23 protein-coding genes and 1 tRNA gene are annotated in these 26,003 nt (G+C 69.7%); 12 read left to right on the plus strand and 12 right to left on the minus strand.

Annotated features, from left to right (window positions below; genetic code table 11):
* Nucleotides 1-3: 3 nt before the first annotated feature.
* From hpt to dacB, 4 genes are read right to left on the minus strand one after another with little or no spacing between them, the layout of a single operon-like run.
* On the minus strand, nucleotides 4-615 hold the full coding sequence (gene hpt / locus U0R18_RS15900; protein ID WP_526370065.1) for a hypoxanthine phosphoribosyltransferase: 612 nt from the start codon (nucleotides 613-615) through the stop codon (nucleotides 4-6).
* Entirely contained in the window at nucleotides 584-1,585 is a 1,002-nt protein-coding gene (tilS, locus tag U0R18_RS15905) for a tRNA lysidine(34) synthetase TilS (RefSeq protein WP_526370067.1), read from the minus strand. Before tilS ends, hpt begins: the two co-directional genes overlap by 32 nt.
* Nucleotides 1,564-2,664 carry an Rv3626c family coenzyme F420 biosynthesis-associated protein gene (locus tag U0R18_RS15910; protein WP_526370069.1) on the minus strand — a complete coding sequence of 367 codons (1,101 nt, stop codon included), beginning with the start codon at nucleotides 2,662-2,664 and terminating at the stop codon, nucleotides 1,564-1,566. The genes tilS and U0R18_RS15910 overlap by 22 nt, the downstream gene beginning before the upstream one ends.
* On the minus strand, nucleotides 2,661-4,049 hold the full coding sequence (gene dacB / locus U0R18_RS15915) for a D-alanyl-D-alanine carboxypeptidase/D-alanyl-D-alanine endopeptidase (protein ID WP_526370071.1): 1,389 nt from the start codon (nucleotides 4,047-4,049) through the stop codon (nucleotides 2,661-2,663). The genes U0R18_RS15910 and dacB overlap by 4 nt, the downstream gene beginning before the upstream one ends.
* Before the next feature lie 76 nt (nucleotides 4,050-4,125).
* Here dacB and U0R18_RS15920 point away from each other — a divergent pair, with 76 nt between their 5' ends.
* Together U0R18_RS15920 and U0R18_RS15925 are read left to right on the plus strand one after the other, a co-directional pair.
* Nucleotides 4,126-4,614 (plus strand): inorganic diphosphatase, encoded by a 489-nt coding sequence (locus U0R18_RS15920; protein ID WP_526370073.1) that lies wholly within the window; start codon nucleotides 4,126-4,128, stop codon nucleotides 4,612-4,614.
* 70 nt (nucleotides 4,615-4,684) lie between these two features.
* On the plus strand, nucleotides 4,685-5,206 hold the full coding sequence (locus U0R18_RS15925) for a 2-oxo-4-hydroxy-4-carboxy-5-ureidoimidazoline decarboxylase (RefSeq protein WP_526370075.1): 522 nt from the start codon (nucleotides 4,685-4,687) through the stop codon (nucleotides 5,204-5,206).
* A 28-nt stretch (nucleotides 5,207-5,234) separates the two neighbouring features.
* On the opposite strand, the gene U0R18_RS15930 is transcribed toward U0R18_RS15925, so the two are convergent.
* Nucleotides 5,235-6,206, minus strand: a complete 972-nt coding sequence (locus tag U0R18_RS15930; protein ID WP_526370077.1) for a TerC family protein — start codon at nucleotides 6,204-6,206, stop codon at nucleotides 5,235-5,237.
* A 226-nt stretch (nucleotides 6,207-6,432) separates the two neighbouring features.
* Between U0R18_RS15930 and U0R18_RS15935 the strand changes: the two genes are divergently transcribed.
* The 6 genes from U0R18_RS15935 to U0R18_RS15960 all read left to right on the plus strand — a co-directional run bounded on the left by U0R18_RS15935 (nucleotide 6,433) and on the right by U0R18_RS15960 (nucleotide 14,600).
* Nucleotides 6,433-10,353 (plus strand): Pls/PosA family non-ribosomal peptide synthetase, encoded by a 3,921-nt coding sequence (locus U0R18_RS15935; protein ID WP_526370079.1) that lies wholly within the window; start codon nucleotides 6,433-6,435, stop codon nucleotides 10,351-10,353.
* Complete coding sequence (locus tag U0R18_RS15940; protein ID WP_526370081.1) at nucleotides 10,350-11,678, plus strand: M1 family metallopeptidase; 1,329 nt, start codon at nucleotides 10,350-10,352, stop codon at nucleotides 11,676-11,678. Before U0R18_RS15935 ends, U0R18_RS15940 begins: the two co-directional genes overlap by 4 nt.
* Nucleotides 11,675-12,931: a polysaccharide biosynthesis protein gene (locus U0R18_RS15945; RefSeq protein ID WP_526370426.1), complete on the plus strand. Its 1,257-nt coding sequence runs from the start codon at nucleotides 11,675-11,677 to the stop codon at nucleotides 12,929-12,931. The genes U0R18_RS15940 and U0R18_RS15945 overlap by 4 nt, the downstream gene beginning before the upstream one ends.
* Nucleotides 12,932-13,101: 170 nt before the next feature.
* A complete protein-coding gene (locus U0R18_RS15950) occupies nucleotides 13,102-13,518 on the plus strand; it encodes a hypothetical protein (protein WP_526370083.1) in 417 nt (138 codons plus the stop codon).
* An 18-nt stretch (nucleotides 13,519-13,536) separates the two neighbouring features.
* On the plus strand, nucleotides 13,537-14,250 hold the full coding sequence (ppgS, locus tag U0R18_RS15955; RefSeq protein WP_526370085.1) for a polyprenyl-phospho-N-acetylgalactosaminyl synthase PpgS: 714 nt from the start codon (nucleotides 13,537-13,539) through the stop codon (nucleotides 14,248-14,250).
* Complete coding sequence (locus U0R18_RS15960) at nucleotides 14,247-14,600, plus strand: DUF2304 domain-containing protein (RefSeq protein ID WP_526370087.1); 354 nt, start codon at nucleotides 14,247-14,249, stop codon at nucleotides 14,598-14,600. Before ppgS ends, U0R18_RS15960 begins: the two co-directional genes overlap by 4 nt.
* A 1-nt stretch (nucleotide 14,601) precedes the next feature.
* Here the strand turns inward: U0R18_RS15960 and U0R18_RS15965 are convergent, their stop codons facing one another.
* Together U0R18_RS15965 and U0R18_RS15970 are read right to left on the minus strand one after the other, a co-directional pair.
* Entirely contained in the window at nucleotides 14,602-14,988 is a 387-nt protein-coding gene (locus tag U0R18_RS15965; RefSeq protein WP_526370089.1) for a hypothetical protein, read from the minus strand.
* An 82-nt stretch (nucleotides 14,989-15,070) separates the two neighbouring features.
* On the minus strand, nucleotides 15,071-16,009 hold the full coding sequence (locus tag U0R18_RS15970) for a GDP-mannose 4,6-dehydratase (protein ID WP_526370091.1): 939 nt from the start codon (nucleotides 16,007-16,009) through the stop codon (nucleotides 15,071-15,073).
* On the opposite strand from U0R18_RS15970, the gene U0R18_RS15975 reads away from it, so the two are divergent.
* The 3 genes from U0R18_RS15975 to U0R18_RS15985 are packed head-to-tail and all read left to right on the plus strand — an operon-like array spanning nucleotide 15,975 to nucleotide 18,700.
* Nucleotides 15,975-17,810: a hypothetical protein gene (locus U0R18_RS15975; protein WP_526370093.1), complete on the plus strand. Its 1,836-nt coding sequence runs from the start codon at nucleotides 15,975-15,977 to the stop codon at nucleotides 17,808-17,810. The two genes, U0R18_RS15970 and U0R18_RS15975, sit on opposite strands and share 35 nt — an antisense overlap.
* Nucleotides 17,811-17,829: 19 nt before the next feature.
* Nucleotides 17,830-18,219, plus strand: coding sequence for a carboxymuconolactone decarboxylase family protein (locus U0R18_RS15980; RefSeq protein ID WP_526370095.1), 390 nt, complete (start codon nucleotides 17,830-17,832; stop codon nucleotides 18,217-18,219).
* Between the two features lie 37 nt (nucleotides 18,220-18,256).
* Nucleotides 18,257-18,700: an EVE domain-containing protein gene (locus U0R18_RS15985; protein ID WP_526370097.1), complete on the plus strand. Its 444-nt coding sequence runs from the start codon at nucleotides 18,257-18,259 to the stop codon at nucleotides 18,698-18,700.
* Nucleotides 18,701-19,040: 340 nt separating this feature from the next.
* On the opposite strand, the gene U0R18_RS15990 is transcribed toward U0R18_RS15985, so the two are convergent.
* A tRNA-Thr gene (locus tag U0R18_RS15990) sits at nucleotides 19,041-19,113 on the minus strand.
* Between the two features lie 78 nt (nucleotides 19,114-19,191).
* A complete protein-coding gene (locus U0R18_RS15995) occupies nucleotides 19,192-20,400 on the minus strand; it encodes a DNA polymerase III subunit delta' (RefSeq protein ID WP_526370099.1) in 1,209 nt (402 codons plus the stop codon).
* A gap of 114 nt (nucleotides 20,401-20,514) precedes the next feature.
* Here U0R18_RS15995 and U0R18_RS16000 point away from each other — a divergent pair, with 114 nt between their 5' ends.
* Nucleotides 20,515-22,086, plus strand: a complete 1,572-nt coding sequence (locus U0R18_RS16000; protein ID WP_526370428.1) for an adenylate/guanylate cyclase domain-containing protein — start codon at nucleotides 20,515-20,517, stop codon at nucleotides 22,084-22,086.
* Here the strand turns inward: U0R18_RS16000 and topA are convergent.
* From topA to U0R18_RS16015, 3 genes are all read right to left on the minus strand, one after another.
* Nucleotides 22,073-24,871: a type I DNA topoisomerase gene (gene topA / locus U0R18_RS16005; protein WP_526370101.1), complete on the minus strand. Its 2,799-nt coding sequence runs from the start codon at nucleotides 24,869-24,871 to the stop codon at nucleotides 22,073-22,075. The genes U0R18_RS16000 and topA overlap by 14 nt on opposite strands.
* A 137-nt stretch (nucleotides 24,872-25,008) precedes the next feature.
* Nucleotides 25,009-25,590, minus strand: a complete 582-nt coding sequence (locus U0R18_RS16010; protein WP_526370103.1) for a hypothetical protein — start codon at nucleotides 25,588-25,590, stop codon at nucleotides 25,009-25,011.
* A gap of 131 nt (nucleotides 25,591-25,721) precedes the next feature.
* A complete protein-coding gene (locus U0R18_RS16015) occupies nucleotides 25,722-25,925 on the minus strand; it encodes a cold-shock protein (RefSeq protein WP_005138711.1) in 204 nt (67 codons plus the stop codon).
* Between the last annotated feature and the right edge of the window lie 78 nt (nucleotides 25,926-26,003).

The following is a 26,003-nucleotide window of genomic DNA, read 5'->3' on the forward strand; positions in this document are numbered from 1 at the left end:
TTCTCAGAGCGTGTAGACCTTGGGGTCCAGGGTGCCGATGTAGGGCAGGTCGCGGTAGCGCTCGGCGTAGTCCAGGCCGTAGCCCACCACGAACTCGTTGGGGATGTCGAAGCCGATGTAGGCGACGTCGACGTTGGCCTTCATCGCCTCCGGCTTGCGCAGCAGCGTGCACACCCGCAGCGAGCGGGGATGCCGGGTGGCCAGGTTGCGCAGCAACCAGGACAACGTGAGCCCGGAGTCGATGATGTCCTCGACGATCAGCACGTCGCGGTCGTGGATGTCGCGGTCGAGGTCCTTGAGGATGCGGACCACCCCCGACGACGACGTCGAGGATCCGTAGGAGCTGACGGCCATGAACTCCAGCTGGGTCGGCACCGGGATGGCGCGGGCCAGGTCGGTGACGAACATGACGGCACCCTTGAGCACCGTCACCAGCAACAGGTCCTGGTCCCCACCCGCGTCGCGGTGATCCTGGGCCACCAGCTCGGCCAGCTCGGCCGTGCGCGTCCTGATCTGTTCTTCGGACAACAGGACCGACTTGATGTCCCCCGAGTACAACTCGGGTGTGTGGGCTGGCACGGCACTAGGTTGCCATGCCGGGGGCGGGAGAACCACCCAGTGGTTCGGAATACAGCATCAGCACGCCGTCGCGACGTCCGGCGAACAACCGCTGCCCGGCCAGTTCGCTGCCCACCGCGACACCGCCCTGCCCCTTCCAGGCCACCACCAGCGCATCGACGGCCAGGATCTGTTTGGCGGTCAGCCGCACCGCGCCGCCGGCCCGCAGCCAGCCGCGGATGACCCGCAGCCGGATCGGTTCCGGCAACGGGGCCAGCGCGGCAACCGGCAGTCCCGGCCCGCCGTCCGCGGCCCGGCTGCCGGCCAGGGCCTGATCGGCCAGGGCATCCAGAAGATCGCCGTCGGACCGCAGTGCGGTGGCGGTCCGGGCCAGCGCCTCGGCCACCCCGCCGCCGAGGACCTCCTCGAGCAGGGGTAGCACCTCGGCCCGCAACCGCACCCGGGTGTAGCGCGGATCGTCGTTGTGCGGATCGCGCCACGCGGTGATGCCCAGTTCCGCGCACGCCGCCTCGGTGTCCGCCCGGCGCAGCGCCAGCAGCGGGCGGCACCAGGGCGCGTCGTAGGGCCGGATCCCGGCGATCGAGCGCGGTCCCGATCCGCGGCCCAGGCCCAGCAGCACGGTCTCGGCCTGATCGTCGAGCGTGTGGCCGATCAGCACCGGAGCGCCGGTCCGGGCGTGCTCCAGCGCGGCGTAGCGCGCCGTGCGCGCCGCACCCTCGGGGCCGCCTACCGTTCCGACCTGAACCGGAATAATCTGTGCGCCAACGCATCCCAACGACATGGCCAACTCGGCGGCGGACCGGGCCACCGCATCGGAGCCGGGCTGCAGGCCGTGGTCGACGATCAGCGCGGTGGTGGGCCGCTCGCCGGCCGCGGCCGCCGTCAGCGCCAGTGAATCCGGACCGCCGGACAGCGCGACGCACCATCGGTCGACATCGGGCAGGTACGCCGCGGCGAAGTCGCGCACGGCGGAGCGCACCCGGTTCAGAGCACCCGGTCGATCCATCGCTGCGGCTGGTCGATCTCGTCGGGCAGGGGCAGCGTCGCCGGCCCTTCCCAGACCCGGTTGAACCCGTCCATCCCCACCCGGCCGACGACGTCGTCGACGAATGCCTTGCCGCGGGTGTACTGCGACAGCTTGGCGTCGATGCCCAGCAGCGCGCGCAGAATCCGTTGCAGCGGAGGCTGTTTGCGCTGCCGCCGGGCATCGAAGCGGTTGCGGATGGTGGCGACGGTGGGCACCACGGCCGGCCCGACCGCGTCCATGACGTGGTCGGCGTGGCCCTCGAGCAGCGTGCCGAGCACCAGCAGCCGGTCCAGCGCCGCGCGCTGCGATTCGGACTGCACCGCGCGCATCAGGCCCAGCACCCCGCGCTCACTGGGGTCCTCCGGGCCGACGTTCTCCCGGTCGCGCCGGCTGCGCAGATGCGCGACCAGCCGGCCGGCGACCGCGCCGACATCCTCGCTCATGTCCTGGGTCAGCGTGCCCAGCTGACTCGACATGTATTGGGCCAGCCAGGGATTCGCGGTGAACTGCACCCGGTGGGTGACCTCGTGCAGGCACACCCAGAGCCGGAAGTCGGCCGGCTTCAGACGCAGCTGTCGTTCGACGGAGATGACGTTCGGATACACCAGCAGCAGGATGCCGCCATCGCTGCCGAACGGATCGTACTGGCCCAGGATTCCCGAGGACACGAAGGACAGGACCGCCCCGGTCTGGGCACCGGCCACTTTTCCCGTCACCGCGGCGAACGGGTGTGCAGGTTCGTCCCCGGTTCCCGCATCGGGGTCGCCACCGGTCATCGCCCGCATCGACTGCGCGGCCGCGGCGATCCACTGCGGGCGATCGACGATGCGGGCATCGGGGACCGGACCCTCGGCGTGCAGACCGGTGACCTCGCGCACCGGCGGTTCGGCGGCCCGTGAGGCCGCGGCCAGCTCGTCGATCACCTGGGCGCGGGTGTACTCGGTGACGGGCGGCGCCGGCCGCGTCAGCCGGGACCCCACCGACGCCGCGACACCCCAGTCCACCGACCGGCCCAGGGTGGGCGGTGGGCTGGTTCGGTCGGCCGGGGCGCGTGTCATGCCCCGCAACCGCACGTCCGCAGGGTCGCGGCCAGCGCGTCGATCGCGGTCCGGCCGGTCTGGCCCGCGCCGTTGGAGATCAGCGCGAAGGTCAGAACCCGTCCGCCGCGATCGGTGACGATGCCGGCCAGCGCGTTGGTGGCGGTCAGCGACCCGGTCTTGGCCCGCAGCCAGCCGGCCGCGCCCTGGCTGGTCTCGGGGTCCAGGAACCGGTCGGACAGGGTGCCGCTGCCGCCGGCGACCGGCAGCAGGTCCACCAGCGGGCGCAGCGCCGGCTGGTCGGGCCCGGCGGCCAGGCTCACGACCTCGTCGAGGTTGGTGGCGGTCAGCCGGTCGAGCACCGACAGGCCGCTCGAGTCGTACAGGGTGGCGCCCGTCATCTCGACCCCGGCCCGCGACAGCCGGTCGGTGACGGCCTGGACCGCACCGGCGAAGCTGCGCGGGCGCTGATCGTGACCGGCCACTTCGCGGGCGATGCTCTCGGCCATCACGTTGTCCGACGCCGACATCATCTGGCGCAGCCGTTCGATCAGCGGTGCGGACTGCACCGAGGCCAGTTCGTCGCCGGTGGCGGGTCCAGGTGCGGTGGTGACGGTGGCGGGATCGACGCCCAGCGCGACGGCCAGGGCGCGGCCGGCGTCCAGCGCCGGGGTCAGGGACCGCGGCGATTCGACGCTGACCGGCTGGGTGCGGCCGCCGTCGAGCATCACCGGCTGGATGGGGGCGAAGTCGCCGCCGGCGATGTCGGCGGGATCCCACCCGGGCGCCATCTCCGGACCGCTGAACAGTGAGGTGTCCACCAGCACCGCGGTCGGTTTCACCCCGCCGCTGCGGACCTGCGCGGCCAGGTCGGCAATGCGCGCCGCGCCCGGGTACCAGGTCTCCGTACCGGGCGGCGCCGCCGACAGGGTCGGATCGCCCCCGCCGACCAGGACCACGGTGCCGGCGCGGACGCTGGGGCCCGACTCGGCCGCCACCACCTTGGTGGTGACCCGCTCGTCGCGGTCCAGGGTCAGCAGCGCCGCTGCGGCGGTGAGCACCTTGTTGGTGGACGCGGGCTGCATGGGCACGTCGGAACCCTGCTGCCACAACAGCTTTCCGGTCCGGGCGTCGGCCACCCGACCGGTGATGACACCCAGGTCCGGATTCGCCAGCGGCGGGCCCAGCGCGGCGGCCAGACCGGCGCCGGTGGGCACCGTCGCGGAGTCGTCGACCGGGGTGACCCCGGGCGCGGCCACCGCCGGCTCCGGAGCCGGGATCCGGTTGCGATCCCGGCTGTGCGCGCCGGTGAGGAACACCGCCGCCACCACCAGCACGGCGGTCAGCGCGACCACTCCGAGCCCGACCACGAGGTGCGTGGACCGGCGCCAACGGGTGGGATGCATGTACTGCAGGGTATCGCTCCATTAGGGTGGCCCCGACCCTGGACAGTCACCGGCAGCACACCCAAGGAGCCATGCAGTGGAGTTTGACGTCACCATCGAGATCCCCAAGGGACAGCGCAACAAGTACGAGGTGGATCACGAGACGGGCCGCCTCCGGTTGGACCGCTACCTCTACACGCCCATGGGCTACCCGGCCGACTACGGGTTCATCGAAGACACCCTGGGCGAGGACGGCGACCCGCTGGACGCGATGGTGCTGCTGCCCGAATCGGTCCATCCCGGCGTGATCGTCGAGGCCCGCCCGGTCGCGATGTTCAAGATGGTCGACGACGCCGGCGGCGACGACAAGGTCCTCTGCGTTCCGGCCGGGGACAGTCGGTGGGATCACATCCAGGACCTCGGCGACGTCTCGACCTTCGAACTGGACGCCATCAAGCACTTCTTCGTGCATTACAAGGATCTGGAGCCGGGCAAGTTCGTGGAAGCCGCCGACTGGGTGGGACGCGCCGACGCCGAGGCGGAGGTGCAGCGCTCGCTGGAGCGGTTCAAGACCACCGGGCACTGAACCGGCCGGAATTTGCACGGGCGTAACACGGCGTAACGCGGGCGTGCCCTGAGTCTCCGATCATTGCGGTGTGCTGCTGCATCAGGGAATGGGCCTGGACGCCTTCAACGAGCTGCCCCGGCACAAGGCCGTCCACGCCCTCTACGAGTGCTGCTACAGCGTCGCCCTGGCCGGTGACCTGGCCGACACCCGGCCGTACACCGGCCACGACGCGCTCTTCCGGCGCGCCGACGCGCTGCTGTTCAGCCTGCCCGAGGCCGCGATCGACCACATTCTCGACGCGTACCCGCACGTCGGACGGCGGCCACGCAGCGCCAGGTCGCAGGCCGAGCAGTGCGCGCTGTGGGACGACGACCCCGCGGTGATGACCCGACTGGCCGCGGCGGCCACCCGCTACGCCGACCAGTTCGGCTTCGGGTTCGTGATGTACGTCGGCGGCAGCACGGCGACCGAGGTGCTGACCGCGATCGACGACCGCATGCACCACGACGAGGAGACCGAGCGCAAGGTCGTCCGCAACGAACTGGCCCGGATCAACCGGACCCGCCTGGAGCGGATGCTCGGTCCGGAGGGCGGCTACCAGAACTGGTGAGTGCGCGGGTCGGCGCGCAGCCGGGCACTCAGCCCGATCTGGACGCGACCCGGGTCCTGATCAGGCTGGCGATCATCGTGATGAACAAGGTCAGGATGATGACGCCGAGGCTCCACAGCGTGGGAATCTCCGGCACGTGCACACCGTGGCCACCGTTGATGAACGGCAGCTCGTTCTCGTGCAGGGCGTGCAGGACCAGCTTCACGCCGATGAAGAACAGGATGAACGCCAGCCCCTGCGACAGGTACACCAGCCGGTTGAGCAGGTCGCCGAGCAGGAAGTACAGCTGGCGCAGGCCCATCAGGGCAAAGACGTTGGCGGTGAACACGATGTAGGGCTCGCGGGTCAGGCCGTAGATCGCCGGGATGGAGTCCAGGGCGAACATCAGGTCGGTGGTGCCCAGCGCCACGATCACCAGGAACATGGGCGTCATCAGGCGCTTGCCGTTGTCGTGCACCCACAGCCTCAGGCCGTCCCACTTGTCGGTGAAACTCAGGTGCCGCTGCGCGAACCGGACCACCCGGTTGTCGGCGTCATCGTCGTGTTCGGTGTCGCGCACCAGCTTGACCGCGGTGTACACCAGGAACGCACCGAACAGGTAGAACATCCACGAGAACCGCTCGATCGCGACGGCGCCGAGGGCGATGAAGACACCGCGGAAGATCAGCGCCAGGATGATGCCCACCATCAGGGCCTGCTGCTGGTACTTCCTGGGCGCCTTGAAGCTGGCCATGATGATGATGAAGATGAACAGGTTGTCGATGGACAGGCTGTACTCGGTGAGCCAGCCCGCATAGAACTCCAGCGCGAACTGCCGGCTGTGGAAGTTCCACAACCAGACACCGAAGGCGATCGCCGCACCGACGTAGAAGATGAGCGCACGCACACATTCACGGGTGGTCGGTTCGTGCGGGTTGCGGGCGATCACCACGACGTCGAACAGCAACACCGCCACCGTCACCGACAGGGTGATGATCCATTCGAGCTGAGAAACATTCAACGCAGAGTCCTCCGGCCAGGTAAAAATCGCCAGAGGTCTCTTCCGCCGGCATGCGATGCGCACCGGCCCGCGGCGCCGGTCGCCCGATGACGGTCGACGTGATGACGACTCCGCGGCGTAAGGAGTACTCCCCTCTGCGCACAGTCTTTCAGGTCCGCGGAGAAATTGCGAAGTCACGTGGCGCCGCCGGTGCGGGCCGGGGCGGGGATCCTTAGTATTTCGGACTGTGACAGGCGCCCCGGCACCGCAGATTCCTGCCCAGTACCTACTGTCCGCCCGAGCACCCGAACCCCGCACCCTGATCGACATCCTGCACGACACCGCCCGGCGCCATCCCGACGCGCCCGCGATCGACGACGGCGACGTCCAGTTGACCTACAGCGAACTGGTCGAGGACATCGAGGCCAGCGTGGCGTGGCTGGGCGCCCGTGGGATCGGCCGGGGTGACCGGATCGGCGTACGGATGCCGTCCGGCAGTTATGCGCTCTACGTCGCGATCCTGTCGATCCTGGCTGCCGGGGCCGCCTACGTCCCCGTCGACGCCGACGATCCCCAGGAGCGCGCCGACCTGGTGTTCGGTGAAGCCGGTGTGGTCGGCATCATCACCGAGGCCGGCCTGAGCCGGGCCACCGGTTCGTCCCGGGGTTGGCGCGCGGGTGCCCCGCTGGCCCGCGACGACGCCTGGATCATCTTCACCTCCGGCTCCACCGGCACACCCAAGGGCGTCGCTGTCACCCATCGTAACGCCGCGGCCTTCGTCGATGCCGAAGCACGAATCTTCTTGCAGGACAACCCGATCGGACCGGGCGATCGGGTACTGGCCGGACTCTCGGTGGCGTTCGACGCGTCGTGCGAGGAGATGTGGCTGGCCTGGCGGCACGGCGCGTGCCTGGTGCCGGCGCCCCGCTCGCTGGTGCGCAGCGGTATGGACCTGGGGCCGTGGCTGGTATCCCGGGACATCACCGTCGTCTCCACGGTGCCCACACTGGCGGCGCTGTGGCCGGCCGAAGCGCTCGAACAGGTCCGGCTGCTGATCTTCGGCGGCGAGGCATGTCCACCGGAGCTGGCCGAGCGACTGGCGGTCGAGGGCCGCGAGGTCTGGAACACCTACGGTCCCACCGAGTCGACGGTGGTGGCGTGCGCCGCGCTGCTCACCGGGGCGGGCCCGATCAGCATCGGCTTGCCGCTGCCCGGCTGGGACCTGGCCGTCGTGGACGCCGCCGGCCAGCCCGTCGGCTACGGCCACATCGGCGAGCTGGTGATCGGCGGCGTCGGGCTGGCGCGGTATCTCGACCCGGACAAGGACGCCGAGAAGTACGCCCCGCTGGAGTCGATCGGCTGGCAACGGGCCTACCGCTCCGGTGACCTGGTGCGACTGGAGGCCGACGGCCTGTACTTCCAGGGCCGCGCCGACGATCAGGTGAAGGTCGGCGGCCGCCGGATCGAACTCGGCGAGGTCGATGCGGCCCTGGTGAACCTGCCCGGCGTGTCCGGCGGTGCGGCGGCCGTGCGCCGGACATCCAGCGGCACACCGATTCTCGTGGGGTACGTGGCGAGCGCGGACCCGGCCTTCGACGTCGGCTCGGCGCGGGCCGCCCTGGCCGAGCAGCTCCCTGCCGCGCTGGTGCCCCGCCTCGTCGTGGTCGACGAACTGCCCACCCGGACGTCGGGGAAGGTGGATCGCGACGCGCTGCCGTGGCCCCCGCCGGGCGCCGACGACGGTGACGACACCGCCGATCTCGGCGGGACCCTGGGCTGGCTGGCCGGCCGCTGGCGCGACGTCCTGGGTGCCCAGATCGACGGCCCCGAAGCGGACTTCTTCGCCCTGGGCGGCGGGTCGCTGTCGGCCGCCCAGTTGGTGGCGGCGTTGCGCGAACGCTATCCGGGGCTGACCGTCGCCCAGCTCTACGACCATCCCCGGCTCGGTTCGCTGGCCGAATTCCTCGACGAACTCGACCCACCCGCGCAGATCCTCCCCCGGCAGGTGGCGCCGACCCCGCTGACGACCCAGGCCGCCCAGATGGCACTGACGCTGCCCCTGACCACCCTGACCGGGCTGCAGTGGGTGACCTGGCTGGCCATTGCCAACAACGTCGTCCTGGCGTGGGGGCCTCCCACCGCCGGGTTGTCCTGGCTGGTGCCGCTGAACTGGTGGTGGATCCTGGCGGCGTTCCTGGTGTTCATCACCCCGCCGGGCCGGATGGGCATCGCCGTTCTGTTCGCCCGCCTGCTGCTGTCGGGGCTGCGGCCGGGCACCTACCGCCGCGGCGGCAGCGAGCACCTGCGGGTGTGGCTCACCGAACGTCTCGCCGATGCCAGCGGCGCCGAGAACCTGGCCGGTGCTCCGTGGTTGGTGTATTACGCCCGGGCGCTGGGTAATGACGTCGGCAAGGGCGTGGACCTGCACTCCGCGCCGCCGGTGACCGGGATGCTTACCCTGGGCCACCGCAGTTCGGTGGAGCCGGAGGTGGACCTGTCCGGGCACTGGATCGACGGCGACCTCTTCCACGTCGGCACCGTGACGATCGGCGACGACGCCACCGTGGGTGCGCGCACCACCCTGCTGCCGGGAGCCGTGGTGGGCAAGAACGCCGACATCGCGCCCGGCTCGGGCGTGGTCGGCAAGGTCAAGAACGGCCAGTACTGGAAGGGCTCCCCGGCCGTGAAATCCGGCAAGGCCCGCCACCCGTGGCCCGACCACCGGCCGCCGCTGGCGCCCTGGTGGGTGGCCGCCTATGGGATCTCCTCGATACTGCTGGGCGCGCTGCCGCTGCTCGCCCTGGCCGCGGGGCTGGCCGTGATCGGCTGGGCCGTCCGCGATGCGCCCACCCTGAGCGCCGCCATCGGCCCGGCCCTGCTGTGGGTGCCGGTGGCGACGCTGGTCTCCGTCGCGATCTACGCCGCGCTGACCGTCATCGGAGTGCGACTGCTGTCCCTCGGGCTGCGCGAGGGCTACCACCCGGTCCGCAGCCGGGTGGGCTGGCAGCTGTGGGCCACCGAGCGGCTGATGGACGCGGCCCGCAACTACCTGTTCCCGGTCTACGCCAGCCTGTTGACCCCGTGGTGGCTGCGGCTGCTGGGCGCCCGGATCGGGAAGGACACCGAGATCTCGACCGCCCTGCTGATCCCCCGGTTCACCGTCGTCGAGGACGGCGCATTCCTGGCCGACGACACCATGGTGGGGTCCTACGAACTGGGCGGCGGCTGGATCCACGTCGGCCCGGCAACCATCGGCAAGCGCGCATTCCTGGGCAACTCCGGGATCACCCAGCCCGGCCGCCGGGTGCCGGATGACGGCCTGGTGGCCGTGCTCTCGGCCACCCCGCACAAGGCCAAGCGTGGGTCGTCGTGGCTGGGCAGCCCACCGATCCGGTTGCGCCGCAAGCCAACTGCCGCCGACGTACTGCGCACCTTCCACCCCTCGACGTCGCTGAAGCTGGCCCGCGGCACCGTCGAGACCTGCCGGGTGATCCCGATGATGGTGACGTTCGCGATCGGCGTCGGGGTCCTGATCGCGTTGCAGGCCGCCGCCGGCGCGTGGGGCTGGGGCGGCGCCGCCCTGTCCGGCGGGGTGGTGCTGCTGATCGCCGGCGGGGTGGCCGGCGCCATCGCCGTCGTCGCGAAATGGGTTGTGGTGGGCCGGATCCGGGCCGTCGAGCATCCGCTGTGGTCGTCGTTCGTCTGGCGCAACGAAGTGTCGGACACCTTCGTCGAGACCGTCGCCGCGCCCTGGTTCGCCCGGGCCGCCAGCGGCACCCCGGTGATGAACGTGTGGCTGCGCGGGCTGGGCGCGAAGATCGGCCGCGGCGTGTGGTGCGAGACCTACTGGCTGCCCGAGGCCGATCTGGTCACGCTCGAGCGGGCCAGCACCGTCAACCGCGGCTGCGTGGTGCAGACCCACCTGTTCCACGACCGGATCATGCGGATGGACACGGTGGTGCTCGAGGCCGGCGCGACGCTGGGCACGCACTGCGTCGCGCTGCCGGCCGCCCGGCTCGGAGCGGGGGCGACCGTCGGCCCGGCGTCGCTGGTGATGCGCGGCGACGAAGTGCCCGCCAACACCCGCTGGCAGGGCAATCCGATTGCCCCGTGGGTGGATTCACGCAAGAAGCGCGGCTCCAAGGCCGCCCGCGGAGCAGCCGCGTGAGCAAACCGAAGAAACGGACCGCGGGTCCACCGGTCATCGACCCCTACCTGCCGGGCACCGGCAACTTCGGCTACCGGGTGTCGCGCTACGAACTCGAGCTGGAGTACAAGGTCACCATCAACCGGCTGGCCGGGGCGGCCGACATCACCGCCGTCACCCTGGCCGCGCTGAAGACCTTCACCCTCGATCTCAGCCCGGCGCTCTCGGTGACGAAGGTGATGGTGAACGGCCGGCGCCCGGCGTCCTTCCGCAGCAGCGCAGGCAAACTGCACATCACGCTCGCCGCGGCGTTGCCGACGGGCGCGGCGATGCAGATCCACATCCGCTACGGGGGCTCGCCGAAACCCAATCACACGATCTGGGGTGACGTCGGTTTCGAGGAGCTGACCAACGGGGTGCTGGTGGCCGGCCAACCCAACGGCGCCTCGTCGTGGTTCCCGTGCGACGACCACCCCACCTCCAAGGCCAGCTACCGGATCCGGATCAGCACCGAGACGCCGTACCGCGCAATTGCCAACGGGGAGTTGGTCTCTCGCCGCGTCAAGGCGGGCATGACCAGCTGGACGTACGACCTCGTCGAGCCGACGTCGACCTACCTGATCACCCTGCAGATCGGCGAGTACCAGATCCGCAAACTGCCCAAGGCGCCGGCGCCGATGCAGGCCGCCCTGCCCGAGCGGCTGGGGCGCGGCTTCGACCAGACCTTCGCGCGCCAGCCGCTGATGATGAAACTGTTCACCAAATTGTTCGGCCCGTACCCGCTGTCCACCGGCTACACCGTCGTCGTGACCGACGACAATCTGGAGATACCCCTGGAGGCACAAGGGATTTCGATATTCGGCGCCAACCACTGCGACGGCACCCGCCGCTCGGAGCGGCTGATCGCCCACGAACTGGCGCACCAGTGGTTCGGCAACAGCGTGACCGTGCGGCGCTGGCGGGACATCTGGCTGCACGAGGGCTTCGCCTGTTACGCCGAATGGTTGTGGTCGCAGGACTCCGGCGGCCCGAGCACCGACGAACTGGCGCGCCAGTACCACCGCCGGCTCACCGATTCCCCGCAGGATCTGCTGCTGTCCGATCCGGGTCCACGGGACATGTTCGACGACCGGGTGTACAAGCGCGGCGCGCTGACCCTGCACGCGCTGCGCGGCGTGATCGGCGACGCGAACTTCTTCGACCTGCTGCGCGACTGGACCGCCCGGTATCGGCACTCCACCGTGGTCACCGACGACTTCACCGGGCTGGCCGCGAACTACGCGCAGACCTCGCTGCGTCCGCTGTGGGACGCCTGGCTGCATTCGACCCCGGTACCGCCGTTGTGACCGACGCCGGCACGCCGACCGGCCCGGTGACCCGCAGCAGCGTCACCCGGGTGGGTGCGGCGACGGCCGTCAGCGCGCTGTGCGGCTACGCCGTGCTCTACCTGGCGGCGCGGGATCTCGATCCGGCGGGCTTCTCGGTGTTCGGGGTGTTCTGGGGTGCCTTCGGTCTGGTGACCGGTGCCGCATTCGGACTGCTGCAGCAGAGCACCCGCGAGATCCGGCTCTCGGGAAGAACGGCCCGGCACGACCCGACGGCTCCGGCGCCCACCGGGATCACCCGCCCCCTGCGCCTGGCCGCGGCCGTCGGCGTGACCGCGGCGGTCGTCGTCGCCACCACCGCGGTGCTGTGGTCGCCGCACGTGTTCATCGAGTCGCGCCGCCTCTCGGTGGTCCTGCTGGCCGTCGGGCTGGCCTGCTTCTGCCTGCACGCGACGCTGCTGGGCATGCTGGCCGGTGCCGATCGGTGGTCGCAGTACGGCGCGTTGATGGTGACCGACGCCGGCATCCGCGTGGTGATCGCGGTGGCCAGCGTGGCCCTGGGCTGGGGCCTGGAGGGCTTCCTGTGGGCCACCGTCGGCGGGTCACTGTCCTGGCTGCTGCTCCTGCTGGCCTCCCCGGCCACCCGCGCGGCCGCGACACTGGTCGCCCGGGAGAGCCCGGCCTCGTTCCTGCGCGGCGCGGCGCACGCGGTGGCCGCCGCCGGCGCCAGCGCGATCCTGGTCATGGGTTTCCCGGTCCTGCTGAAAACGACCTCCGGCGAACTGGGCGCCGCGGGCGGCGTCGTGATCCTGGCCGTGACCCTGACCCGCGCGCCGCTGCTGGTGCCGCTGACCGCCATGCAGGGCAATCTGATCGCCCATTTCGTGGATGCCCGTGCGCACCGGCTGCGGGCCGTGGCACAGGCCGTGGCGGTGCTCGCGGTCGTCGGGGCCGCCGGAATCACCCTGGCCGCCCTGACCGGCCCGTGGCTGCTGCGCGTCGGTTTCGGCGAGCAGTACCGCGCCTCCGGTGCGCTGCTGGCCTGGCTCACGGCGGGGGCCGTCGTCATCGCCGTGCTCACCATCACCGGAGCGGCCGCGGTGGCCGCCGCACTGCATCGGGCGTACTCGTTGGGCTGGGTGTGCGCGACCGTGGCGGCGGCGGCGCTGCTCCTGTTACCGCTGGCCCTCGAGACGCGCACCGTCGTCGCGCTCGTGTGCGGACCGCTGGTCGGCATCGCGGTGCACCTGGCCGCGCTGAGGGAGCGCGGATGAGGCAGCGCTCTTCACAGTAAACACACAGGCGCACTGGCCGATACCATCCCGGGGTGGTCTCGTTCGCCCAACTCCGCAACCGGCTTCAACCGCTTGGTCGCCGCCCTGAACGGACTGACAAAACCGGCCCTGCCGGGACGGTAGATCGGCGGATCATGAGCGTCAGAAACATGAGCGGACGACGTCGACTGGTCATCGCGACGGCGGTCCTCGTCGTCCTGGCCGTCGGATGGTTGGTGCTCGATCGCACTGTGCTGCACGATCGGCGACTCGGGAAGGACGCCGCGGTGGCGCACTGTCTGGCGGACCTGCGCGACGATGTGCAGCGCAGGATCCACAGCGACGCACAGTTCGGCGAGCCGACGGTGATGCAGACCGTCGTCAGCGAGGACGTCCAGGGACTGCTGCAGCACGACGGCCGCACGCCGTCGTCGGTGCGGGCCGCCTGGCAGGTCAACGGGCAGGTCTCACTGCCGGGCTCGGTCCCGTTCGGCAGTGGACTCGAATCCCACAACACGTTCCTCTGCACGGCGCTGGTCTTCGACGACAACTCGGTCGAAACCTTCGCCCGGCAGATCTTTCCGTGAGCACCGACCGCGTACGCTGTGGGCATTGACGCGCACTACCCCGACGTCTGGATCGTCGTCCCGGCCTACCACGAGGCAACCGTCATCGGCGACGTCGTGGCAGATCTGCGCACCGAGTTCGGCAACATCGTGGTGGTCGACGACGGCAGCCGGGACGGCACGGCCACGGCAGCATTGCGGGCCGGGGCCCACGTCGTACCGCATCCGGTGAACCTGGGCCAGGGTGCCGCCATCCAGACCGGGGTGGAATACGCGCGGGCCCAGCCGGGCGCCCAGGTGTTCGCGACGTTCGACGCCGACGGGCAGCACCGCGTCGCCGACGTCGTCGCGATGATCGATCGACTGCGCCGCGACGATCTGAACATCGTGGTGGGCACCCGGTTCGGCCACGTGTCCGGGGCCGGCGCACCCGCTCGCGTGCCGGCCCTCAAGCGCATCGTGCTCAAGGCAGCGGCCTGGCTGAGCCCGAGCAGCCGGAAGCTGGGGCTCACCGACGCGCACAACGGGCTGCGGGTGTTCGACAAACGGGTGGCCGACGGACTGAACCTCACCATGAACGGCATGAGTCACGCTGGCGAGTTCATCGCGCTGGTCGCCGAAAACCATTGGCGGATAGGCGAAGAGACGGTCGAGATTCTCTATACGGACTATTCATTGGCCAAGGGGCAGCCGCTGCTCAACGGCGTCAACATTCTGTTCGACGGACTGCTCAGGGGAAGGTTGTCTCGATGAATTGGATCCAGGTCCTGCTGATCGGTGCCATCGTCTCGCTGCTGTTCTACCTGCTGCGCTCACGCAGCAGCGCCAAGACCAAGGCGTGGGTCAAGGTGGGCTACCTGCTGTTCGTCATCGCGGCCGTGTACGCCATCCTGCGGCCCGACGACACGACGGTGGTGGCGCACTGGCTCGGGGTCGACCGCGGCGCCGACCTGATCGGCTACGTGCTGATCGTGGCGTTCATCTTCACCACCATGAGCACCTACATGCGGTTCAAGGATCTCGAACTCAAGTATGCCCGACTGGCCCGCGCGGTGGCACTGCAGAGCGCGCAGCAGCCGGAGCACCCGAACGAAAGTGCTTGAGCTACAACAGGAACGCGATCCTGTATGCCAGCGGTATCACCACGACGTACGCGACGACGCCCACCAGCAACCCGATGAGCGGCGAACGGTGGGCCCTCGCCGCGACGGCGGCCCCGACGATCGTCACGATGGATCCGACCCCCAGCGCGATCCATGGGATGAGTACCAGGGCGTTCTGACCGGCGGCCGACAGCCCGCATACGCCTGAATCGTCGTCCCCGTGGCACCCGTCGGTGGCCATCGCCAGCGGCAGCAGGGACAGCATTGCGCCGACGACGCCGAGGATGGCGAGCACGGCGAAGATACCGGCAAACCAGCCCCAGTGTCGATCCATTGGGTCCGGGGGACCAATCACCGGATGCCCGTCCACGGGCCCAGGAACCGTCACGGTCACCAGGCTACGTCAGCCGGCGAGATATCCACCGGAACTGCTTGAGCTACAACGGTTTCGCCGGCGGTCGAGCAGGAATTCACCCCACCGACCGGAAGTACTCCACGGTTCGGCGCACACCCTCGTCCAGCGCGACCTTGGGCGCCCAGCCGAGCACCTGATCGGCGCGGCTGATGTCCAGGCAGGACCGCTTCAGGTCACCGAGGCGCGGTGGGGCGAACTCGGGGTCGTCGGCCGCGCCGACCGCCGCGGCGACCGCGGTGTGCAGCGCGCGGTCCGACGTTTCGGCCCCGGTGCCGACGTTGAACCGCAACCCGCCGCCGGCGGTACCGGAAGCCTTGACGAACGCGTCCACCACATCGTCGACGAAGACGTAGTCGCGGGTGTTGCCGCCGTCCCCGAACACCTTCGTCGGCCGGCCCTCCAGCAGCGCCTGCGCGAAGATCGCCACGACTCCGGCCTCACCGTGCGGGTCCTGCCGGGGTCCGTAGACGTTGGCGGGTGCGATGTGCGAGCAGTCCACGTCGTAGAGGTGCCGGAAGGTGTTCAGGTAGATCTCGCCGGCGACCTTGCCCGCCGCGTACGGCGAATGCGGATCCGTGGGCACCGCCTCGGAGGTCGGGAAGACGTCGGGCACGCCGTAGATGGAGCCACCCGAGCTGGTGTGCACGATCTTGCGCACTCCGACCTTGCGGGCCGCCTCGGCCAGCCGGATGGTCCCGATCACGTTGACCGACCCGTCGAACTGCGGGTTGGCCACCGAGTGCCGGACGTCGATCTGCGCGGCCAGATGGAACACCACCTCGGGGTGGTACTCCTCGAGGATGGTGTCCAGATCGGCCTCGACGATGTCCGCCTCGACGAAGAAGAACTCCGGGTTGTCGGCCAGGTGCTCGATGTTGGTGGCGCGGCCGGAGGCGAAATTGTCCAGACCCACGACGGAATGGCCGTCGGCCAGGAGGCGGTCGACCAGGGTCGACCCGATGAAGCCGGCAGCGCCGGTGACCAGTGCGCGCATCGGCTCACCCTACCCAGGTATGAAGGGGGGAATGTCTGCGCGCCGGGTATCTGTGATCTGCGCCGCACTGCTGGCTGTCGCACTCGCCGTCCGTGCGGTGCCGGCGTTCGGCGGCTATTTCTACTGGGACGACCTCATCCTGGTCGGCCGGGCGGGCACCCAGAACCTGCTGTCCTGGGGTTATCTGTTCGACGATCACGACGGACACGTGATGCCGGCCGGATTCCTGCTCGGTGGTCTGATCACGCGGGCCGCGCCGCTGGTCTGGTTCTGGCCGGCGCTGTCCCTGGTGCTGCTGCAGCTGCTGGCCTGGCTGGCTCTGCTGCGCACCCTGCACATCATCTTGGGCCGGCGACCGGTGCTGTTGGTGCCGTGGACGTTCGCGTTGTTCACCCCGCTCGGGCTTCCCGGCTTCGCCTGGTGGGCCGCGGGCCTGAACTCATTACCCATGCTGGCCGCCCTGGCCTGGTTCTGCGGCGACGCAATCCTGTTGGTGCGCACCGGGAATCGCCGCTACTTGGCCACCGGTCTGGCAGCCTTCCTGGGCGGTCTGCTGTTCTTCGAGAAAGCCGCGGTGATCCCGTTCGTCGGCTTCGCGATGGTCGCTCTGCTCTATTACGTTGCCGGTGAACGGGATTGGCTCAGGACGGTGTGGCGCCGTGGCACCGGGCTCTGGGTGTCCGCGGGTGTGCTGCTGGCGGGCTGGGTCGCGGTATATCTCGTGGTGGTCGATCAGCAGCGCTGGAGCTGGGACCTGACGATGACGTGGAACCTGTTGCGGCGCTCCTTCACCCACGGCATCGTGCCCGGCCTGGTGGGTGGGCCGTGGCAATGGCAGCGCTGGGCGCCGGCTTCGCCGTGGGCGGTGCCACCGACCACGGTGATGACGCTGGGCTGGCTGGCACTGGCCGCGGTCGTCGTCGTCTCCGTGCTCCGCAAGCGACGGTTGGCACCGGTGTGGCTGGCCGCCCTCGGCTACGCCGCGGTGTGCCAGGTGCCGATCTATCTGATGCGGTCTTCGCGATTCACCGCCCTCGAGCTGGCGCAGACCCTGCGGTATCAGCCCGACCTGGTCTTCGTGCTGGCCCTGCTGTGCGCCGTCGGGCTGTGCGCGCCGAATCGAGTGACCCCGCTGCTGGATGCGACCCGGTTGCGGGCAGTAGCAGTGGGCGGGGCGTGCGCGTTGTTCGTCGCCAGCAGCCTGTACTCGTCATGGACGTTCCTGGCCAGCTGGCGGGACAACCCGACGAAGGCCTACCTGCAGAATGTCCGGGCGGCACTGGCCGACGCTCGGGTCACGTCGAGCGCCCCGCTGCTCGATCAGGAGGTGGACCCCCTGATCCTGCAGCGGGTGGCCTGGCCGGAGAACCTGGCCAGCCACATGTTCGCCCTCATTCGCGACCGTCCTCAATTCGCCTCCGGCACAACCCGGTTACGCATGCTGGACATGACCGGCCGGCTCATCGGGGCCAAGGTCACCTGGGTGCGGACCATCCGGCCGGGCCCCACCCCCAGCTGCGGCTATCTGGCCCAGCCCGACTCCCCGGTGACCATGCCCCTCGACGGTCCGCTGCTGCCATCGGACTGGACCGTGGAGTTGAACTACCTCGCCAACACCGAGGGCACCATCACGCTCACCCTCAGCGACGGCCCCGAGACCAGGGTGCCGGTGCTGCCCGGGTTGAACCGGGTCTACGTGCGACTGCCCGGTGCCGGCGATGCGATCACCGTGCGCGCCCGAACCGCCGCGCTGTCGGTCTGCCTGGCCTCGGGCCCGGTCGGTTACCTGGCACCGGCGTGACTGTGCCAAAGTAGTTCGCATGACTAATTGGCGCGATCAGGGCCTCGACGTGTTCCGGGAGATGCTGCCGGGCACCCTCCCCGACCACGTGCCCAACGAGAAGGTCAGCTTCGGCAGTGGATTCGCCTCCGAATTGATGGAGATCGGGATCGAGGGCATCTTCGGGCGGTTGTGGTCCCGCGAGGGGCTGGCCCGGCGCGACCGAAGCCTGGTGACCCTCGGCATCCTGATCGCGCTCGGGGCCGAACAGGAGATGGAATCCCATTTCCGCATCGCGTTGCAGAACGGGCTGACCGAGGACGAACTGGCCGAGGTGATCTACCACGCCACCGGCTATGCGGGGTTCCCCGCCGCCAACGCCGCCAAGGCGGCGGCTGTGCGGGCGCTGTCCAAGGACCACGAACTGTAGCCGTTCGGCTGTCACACCCCGGTCCTACCGTGGGGCCATGACCACATGGATCAACACCGTCAGCCGCGAGCATGTGCTGCGTGGCGTCTCCGGCGGGTTCACCCAGGCCAACCACGGCAAGCCGGACGCCCTTCGCCGGCTGCGCCGCGGCGACTGGATCGCGTTCTATTCACCGCGCACCGACTATCCGAAAGGCGCTGCGCTGCAAGCGTTCACGGCGTTGGGCCGGGTAACCGACGATGAACCGCACCAGGTCGAGGTCACCACGGACTTTCATCCGTACCGCCGGAACGTTGAGTTCGTCGACTGCGCAGAGACACCGATCCGGCCGCTCATCGACCGACTCGGTTTCATCACCGACAAGCAGCGCTGGGGGTTCCGCTTCCGATTCGGCCTGTTCACCATCGACGACGCCGATTTCGAGATCATCCGGGCGGCCATGACGGCCCGGCCGGCCGAAACCGGTCCGACCGGGCCGTAGCTCCGCCCCGTCAGAACGGAATTACCGGTTACCGGTGTTTCCGTTCACGGGCGGGCACGTCATGGCGTTCAGCGCGGTGATCGTGTTGCACCGCGGGGGACCCGCGGCCACTGCCGGAGCCGCTCCGGCCAGCGCTGCTGCGGAAATCACTACTGCTGCAATCAACTTGGACATTTTCACTACCTCTCAGATCTCTCCGCTGTACTGCTTCGAGGCCTCAAAAGGTTCATCGCTCGGGGGCCATGCAGGTATTCCCCGTATCTACGGGTATCCGAAAAAAGAAATATCCGAACCCTGCACAGCGGTTCGGGTATGCCGATGTCCTGCGACATCACACCGGAGCCGCCTGGGGGAATCGAACCCCCGACCTTCTCATTACGAGTGAGACGCTCTACCGACTGAGCTAAGGCGGCGTGCCCGGCCTGGCCGGGCGCAGCAGAGTCTACGGCAGGCGCGCCGACCCGCCCAAACGCGGCGAAACCACAGGGACGTCAGGTGCGCAGGGATTGACCGATGGTGGCGACCATGGCGTCGACGGCGAACTTCGGCTTGACGTTGATGGCCAGCGCCTCACGACACTGCAGCACGGCCTCGATGCAGCGCAGCAGGCGTTCCGGGGAGGCGTGGTCGGCCAGCGCGCCGGCCCGATCGGACATGTCGGGATGGTTCAGCGTCACCTGATCCGCCCCGCTGGACAGCAGCAGGGCGTCCCGGAAATGCGTCGCGAGGTCGATCAGGGCGCGGTCGAGCGCGTCCCGCGACGCCCTGGTCTGGCGGGACTTCTGCCGTTTCTCCAGGTCCTTGATGGCCCCGGTGGCGCCGCGCAGGGCGCCCGCCGTGCCCTTGCCGGTGCCACCCGCCCCCAGGGCGGTGCGCAGCTCTTCGGTCTCGACCTCGTTGCGGCCCTCGGTCAGCGCCTTGGCCTCGGCTTCCGCGGTGGCCACGAGTTCCTCGGCGGCGGCGTAGGTCCGCGACGGTGTGGCGGCATCCCGGGCCAGGCCGAGCGCCTGCGTGCGCCGGGCCCGCGCGTCCGGATCGGTGGCGAGCCGACGGGCGCGGCCGACGTGGCCCCCGCTGACCGACGCCGCCCAGGTCGCCTGGCCGGCGTCGATTCCGTCGGCGCCGGTGAGCACCTGCGCGATGGCCGTGGCCGACGGGGTGACCAGGGCGACGTGCCGACAGCGCGACCGCAGCGTCACCGCGATGTCCTCCGGGTCCACCGACGGCGCGCACAGCAGGAACACCGTCGACGCCGGTGGCTCCTCGACGACCTTCAGCAGCGCGTTGGCCGCACCCTCCGTCAGCCGGTCGGCGTCCTCGATCACCACGATCTGCCAGCGCCCGGTGCTGGGCCGGCGCGACGCCGTCTGGACGATGGCGCGCATCTCGTCCACGCCGATGGACAGGCCCTCCGGCACCACCCGCCGGACGTCGCCGTGGGTGCCGGCCATGGTGGTGGTGCAGGCCCGGCACTCGCCGCAGCCCGGGACCCCGTCGGCGGTGCATTGCAACGCCGCGGCGAAACACTGGGCGGCCACCGACCGGCCCGACCCGGGCGGCCCGGTGATCAGCCAGGCATGTGTCATCAGTCCGGTGGTCAATCCGCTGTGAGTTGAATCACCGCGCGCGGCGGCCGCGGCGGCCACCAACTCGGCCTCGACGGCCTGTTGACCCACCAATCGCGCGAAAACCCCTGACATCACTGCGCCAACAGTAGCGGCGCCGGCCGACGCAATCATGGCCGGCGGGACCCGGATCCGTTCGCGAGGTTCGGATCCGTCAGCCCGGACCGATACGGTTAGCAGGTGACCACCATGCCACTGAGCAGGCGAATCGGCGGATTCCTCCGCTGGATCGTCCGCACGCCGTGGCCGCTGTTCACGCTGAGCATGTTGCAGGCCGACCTCATCGGCGCACTGTTCGTCCTCGGCTTCCTTCGATTCGGGCTGCCCGCCGCCGACCGGATCCAGGTCCAGGATCTGCCGACCGTCAACCTGATGATCTTCCTCGTCTATCTGTTCGTGTCGTTCACCCTCGGCGCCATCCTGAGCCTGTGGCTACTGGCCCCGGTGTTCCGCTGGCAGCGCAGCGATGGCCGACTGGCGGTCACCGACCCCGCCGCCACCGAACTCGCCCGCACCCGGGCGCTGCGGATGCCCACCTACCGGACGCTCATCAGCGGCACCAACTGGCTGATCGGCGCCATCGTGTTCATCGCCGCCAGCTGGTCGGTCGCCAGCCACGGCGCGCCCGTGATGGCGGTGGCGACGGCACTGGGTGCCACGGCGACGTCCATCATCGGATACCTGCAGTCCGAGCGGGTGCTGCGCCCGGTCGCGGTGGCCGCTCTGCGTGGCGGCGTGCCCGAGCACTTCCACGCGCCCGGAGTGATCCTGCGCCAGGTGCTGACCTGGGTGCTGAGCACCGGCGTGCCGCTACTGGCCATCATCCTCACCGCAGTGGCCAGCCGGTTCCAGATCCTGCACGCCGAGCCCGGCGAGCTGTTCACCCCGCTGCTGATCCTGGCGGTGGTCGCCCTGGTCGTCGGACTCACCGGCACGGTGCTGGCGGCCATGTCGATCGCCGACCCGCTGCGCCAGCTGCGCTGGGCGCTCGGTGAGGTCCAGCGCGGAAACTTCAACGCCCACATGCAGATCTACGACGCCAGCGAGCTCGGGCTGCTGCAGGCCGGGTTCAACGACATGGTCCGCGACCTGGCCGAGCGGCAGCGGCTGCGCGACCTGTTCGGCCGGTACGTCGGCGAGGACGTGGCTCGCCGCGCGCTGGAGCGCGGGACAGAGCTGGGCGGCCAGGAACGTGACGTCGCGGTGCTGTTCATCGACCTGGTGGGTTCGACGCAGCTGGCATCCACCCGCCCGCCCGGCGAGGTGGTGAACCTGCTCAACGAGTTCTTCCGGGTGGTCGTAGACACGGTGGACAAGCACGGCGGGTTCGTGAACAAGTTCCAGGGTGACGCGGCGCTGGCCATCTTCGGCGCCCCGATCGAGCATCCCGATGCCTCCGGCGCCGCGCTGGCCGCCGCCCGCGAGCTGCACGACGACCTGCTACCGGTCATCGGCGACGCCGAGTTCGGCATCGGCGTCTCGGCGGGCCGCGCGATCGCGGGGCACATCGGCGCGCAGGCCCGCTTCGAGTACACCGTCATCGGCGACCCGGTCAACGAGGCCGCCCGGCTCACCGAGCTGGCCAAGCTGGAACCGGGCCACGTCCTGGCATCATCGAACGCCGTCAGCGATGCGGTGGACGCCGAAGCGCTGCAATGGGACGTGGGCGAGGTCGTCGAACTGCGCGGACGGACCAAACCGACCCAATTGGCCCGGCCGGTCCGGCTGGCCTCGGCCAGCCCGGCCGTCAGCCCTTCTTAGCGGCCTTCTTCGCCGGCGCCTTCTTGGCGCTCTTGCGGGCCGTCTTCTTGACCGGTCCCCGGGCGCGCCGGTCGGCCAGCAGCTCCGCGGCACGTTCGTCGGTGATGGACAGCACGTCGTCGCCCTTGCGCAGGCTGGCGTTCGTCTCACCGTCGGTGACGTACGGCCCGAACCGGCCGTCCTTGATCACCATCGGCTTGCCGGACGCCGGGTCGTTGCCCAGCTCGCGCAGCGGAGGGGCCGAAGCCGCTTGGCGCCCACGGCGTTTCGGCTCGGCGTAGATCTTGAGGGCCTCGTCGAGGGTGATCTCGAAGATCTGGTCCTCGGTAGCCAGCGATCGGGAATCGGTGCCCTTCTTCAGATACGGACCGTAGCGGCCGTTCTGGGCGGTGATCTCCTCGTCGCTGGCGGGGTCCACGCCGACGACCCGCGGCAGCGACAGCAGCTTGAGCGCATCCTCGAGCGTCACCGTCTGCAGGTCCATGCTGCGCAGCAGCGAACCGGTGCGCGGTTTGGGCCCGGTGGGCTTCTTGCCCTTCTTGGCGGTCACCCCGGAGTCGGGATCCTCCGGCGGCTCCGGAAGCACCTCGGTCACGTACGGCCCGTACCGGCCGTCCTTGGCGACGATCTCGTGGCCGGTGTCCGGGTCCACACCGAGGCTGCGGCCCTCTTGCGGTGTGGCGAACAGGTTTTCGGCCAGTTCCAGCGTGAGCTCGTCGGGGGTCAGCGAGTCGTTGAGGTTCGCCCGCTGCGGCTTGAGGGCACCGTCGGGATCGTCGGGGTCGACGATCATCCGCTCCAGGTACGGACCGTTCTTGCCGACGCGGACGTTGACCGCGCGGCCTTCCTCGTCGTCGAAGAGCTTGATGGAGTTGATCGTTCGCGCGTCGATGTCCTCGAGGTTGGCCCCGACGAGTTTCTTGAGGCCACCGGCCCGGGCCACCGACCCCTCGACTCCGTGCTCCCCACCGAAGTAGAAGTTGGACAACCAGTTGGTGCGCTGCTCGAGGCCGCCGGCGATGGCGTCGAGCTCGTCCTCCATGGCCGCGGTGAAGTCGTAGTCCACCAGCCGCGAGAAGTGTTGTTCCAGAAGGCCGATCACGGCGAACGCGACCCAGGACGGCACCATCGCGCTGCCCTTCTTGTACACGTAGCCGCGGTCCTGGATGGTCTTGATGATCGACGAGTACGTCGAGGGCCGGCCGATGCCGAGATCCTCGAGCGCCTTGATCAGCGAGGCCTCGGTGTAGCGGGCCGGCGGGTTGGTCGAGTGCCCGGCCGGGGTCAGGTCGTTGGCGGTGACGTGCTGACCCTGCGTCAGGTTGGGCAGCCGGCGTTCCTCGTCGTCGGCCTCGCCGCCGGCAAGTTCGTCGACCGTCTCCACATACGCCTTCAGGAAGCCCGCGAAGGTGATGGTGCGACCGCTGGCGGCGAAGGTCACCCGCTGGCCCGATCCGGCCTGCCCGGAGATCCGCAGACTCAGGGTGGTGCCGCGGGCGTCGGCCATCTGGGAGGCGACGGTGCGCTGCCAGATCAGCTCGTAGAGCCGGAACTCGTCACTGTCCAGCTCGGACCGTACGGCGTCCGGGGTGGCGAAGGTGTCGCCGGCCGGACGGATCGCCTCGTGGGCCTCCTGCGCGTTCTTCACCTTGCGGGTGTACTGGCGCGGGGTGGGATGCACGTACTCCTGGCCGTAGAGCTGGCCGGCTTGGCGACGTGCCGCATCTATGGCGCTCGCCGACAACGTCGTCGAGTCGGTACGCATGTAGGTGATGTAGCCGTTCTCGTACAGCCGCTGCGCCAGGCTCATCGTGCGTTCCGCCGAGAACCGCAGCTTGCGCCCGGCCTCCTGCTGCAGCGTGGAGGTCATGAACGGCGGGTACGGCCGGCGGGTGTACGGCTTCTCCTCGACCGAGGCGACGGTCAGGCTCGCTCCGCGCAGACCGGCGACCAGTTCACCGGCGCTGGCCTGGTCGAGCACCAGCACCTCGTCGGGCTTGGTCAGCACGCCGAGCGAATCGAAGTCCCGGCCGGTGGCCACGCGGCGGCCGTCGACGTTGACCAGCCGTGCCGAGAACACCGGCGGGACTGCGGTGGGGTCCGAGACACTGGCGTCCAGCTCGGCCGCGATATCCCAGTAGTCGGCGCTGCGGAACGCCATCCGCTCCCGCTCGCGCTGCACGATGATGCGGGTGGCCACGGACTGCACCCGGCCGGCCGAGAGCCGCGGAGCGACCTTCTTCCACAGCACCGGGGAGACCTCGTAGCCGTACAGCCGGTCCAGGATGCGGCGCGTCTCCTGCGCGTCGACCAGGTTGTTGTCCAGTTCGCGGGGGTCCTCGGCCGCCGCGCGGATGGCCGGCTCGGTGATCTCGTGGAACACCATCCGTTTGACCGGGATGCGCGGCTTGAGGGTCTCCAGCAGGTGCCAGGCGATGGCCTCGCCCTCGCGGTCACCGTCCGTCGCGAGGTAGAGCTCGTCGACGTCCTCGAGCAGGCCCTTGAGTTCGGTGACGGTGGACTTCTTCTCGGGGCTGACGATGTAGAGGGGCTCGAAGTCCTGGTCCACGTTGACCCCCAGGCGCGCCCAGGGCTCGGATTTGTACTTGGCGGGCACGTCGGCAGCGGCCCGGGGCAGGTCGCGGATGTGCCCACGCGACGACTCGACGATGTAGTCCTTGCCCAGATAGCCCGCGATCTTGCGTGCCTTGGTGGGCGACTCGACTATGACGAGTCGCCGGACACCGCCGTTACGTCCGCCGCTACCGCGGTCATCGTCAGCCAACTGCGCCTACGCTCCTGCTCATGATTGCCTATATATAGGCATACTTGCCGGGTACCGACCCCGTCGAACCCGGCGGGCAACTGCCAATTTTGCATCCGAAGCCCACCTACGCAAACCGGCTCCCCCGGTCGAGGGGCTCAAACCCGGGGCCAGGCGTCGAACGCCTCGATGCCGTCCGGGGCCTCGCCGATGTTCTCTACCAGGCGAGACAGCCGTCGGCGACCACTGATCCGCAGCGCCGGACGGGCCCCCCGAGTTCCGATCAACGTCGGCGCGATTCCGGCCCGCATCAACGCCGAGGCCAGCGGCGAGTGCGTGTCGGGCGCGTGCGGGTCCAGGCCGAGGAGATACCGGTCGTTGTCGGGGCTACCCGCCGCCAGCGCCCAGGCCCTCAGCTCGCGCGACCCCGGCACCCACTGCGGGGGGACCGTCTTGACCGCCCCACGTGTCCACAGGGCGGCGATACCGAGCAGCGCGGTGTCGACGCCGGTTCGCACCAGCGGCGTGTTCTCCTCGGTGCGCAGCACCTCCGGCGTCAGCCCGCACTCGGCGATCATCTCCGCCAGCGCATCCGCCCGCCAGGGGCGGTCGACGACCACGGACAGCCGCGCGCCCGATGCGCCGACGACCACGATCTGCCCGGATGTCGCGAGCAGCCCGGTGAGATCGGACACCGCGGGCGGCACCGAGTCAGCGGAGAAGAACGACAGCTGGCTCACGTCATCGACACTAAGCCAGACCGGTGCTCATGGCGGCCGACAAAACGCTCCGGCGGCCGAAAACGCACCCCACCGGACAAAACACCCCGGGCGGTTGGACCGTCCGGGGTGTTTACGTAGCTGGGAGTCGCTCAGACGGCGCGAACGCCGGTGGCCTGCGGGCCCTTGGGGCTCTGGCCGACCTCGAACTCCACTCGCTGGTTCTCTTCCAGGGTGCGGAAGCCCGAACCCTGAATCTCCGTGTAGTGGACGAAAACGTCAGCGGAGCCGTCCTCGGGGGCGATGAAGCCAAAGCCCTTTTCCGCGTTGAACCACTTCACAGTTCCCTGTGGCATCTTTCGATCTTTCCTTACTGTGTACTTCGGGTGCGGTACACCACCTTTCGGCGTACCGGGCCCGTTGTCGACCGCACA

Origin of the sequence: Mycobacterium sp., assembly GCF_046330795.1 — a bacterium.
Taxonomy (GTDB): Bacteria; Actinomycetota; Actinomycetes; order Mycobacteriales; family Mycobacteriaceae; genus Mycobacterium.

Bases quoted from the DNA above. Each gene is read 5' to 3' on its own strand.
- tilS (WP_526370067.1), bottom strand. From the start codon at position 1,585: ATGGATCGACCGGGTGCTCTGAACCGGGTGCGCTCCGCCGTGCGCGAC.
- U0R18_RS15910 (WP_526370069.1), bottom strand. From the start codon at position 2,664: ATGACACGCGCCCCGGCCGACCGAACCAGCCCACCGCCCACCCTGGGC.
- dacB (WP_526370071.1), bottom strand. From the start codon at position 4,049: ATGCATCCCACCCGTTGGCGCCGGTCCACGCACCTCGTGGTCGGGCTC.
- U0R18_RS15950 (WP_526370083.1), top strand. From the start codon at position 13,102: ATGAGCGGACGACGTCGACTGGTCATCGCGACGGCGGTCCTCGTCGTC.
- U0R18_RS15960 (WP_526370087.1), top strand. From the start codon at position 14,247: ATGAATTGGATCCAGGTCCTGCTGATCGGTGCCATCGTCTCGCTGCTG.
- U0R18_RS15975 (WP_526370093.1), top strand. From the start codon at position 15,975: ATGAAGCCGGCAGCGCCGGTGACCAGTGCGCGCATCGGCTCACCCTAC.
- U0R18_RS15970 (WP_526370091.1), bottom strand. From the start codon at position 16,009: ATGCGCGCACTGGTCACCGGCGCTGCCGGCTTCATCGGGTCGACCCTG.
- U0R18_RS15980 (WP_526370095.1), top strand. From the start codon at position 17,830: ATGACTAATTGGCGCGATCAGGGCCTCGACGTGTTCCGGGAGATGCTG.
- U0R18_RS15985 (WP_526370097.1), top strand. From the start codon at position 18,257: ATGACCACATGGATCAACACCGTCAGCCGCGAGCATGTGCTGCGTGGC.
- U0R18_RS15995 (WP_526370099.1), bottom strand. From the start codon at position 20,400: ATGTCAGGGGTTTTCGCGCGATTGGTGGGTCAACAGGCCGTCGAGGCC.
- U0R18_RS16000 (WP_526370428.1), top strand. From the start codon at position 20,515: ATGCCACTGAGCAGGCGAATCGGCGGATTCCTCCGCTGGATCGTCCGC.
- U0R18_RS16015 (WP_005138711.1), bottom strand. From the start codon at position 25,925: ATGCCACAGGGAACTGTGAAGTGGTTCAACGCGGAAAAGGGCTTTGGC.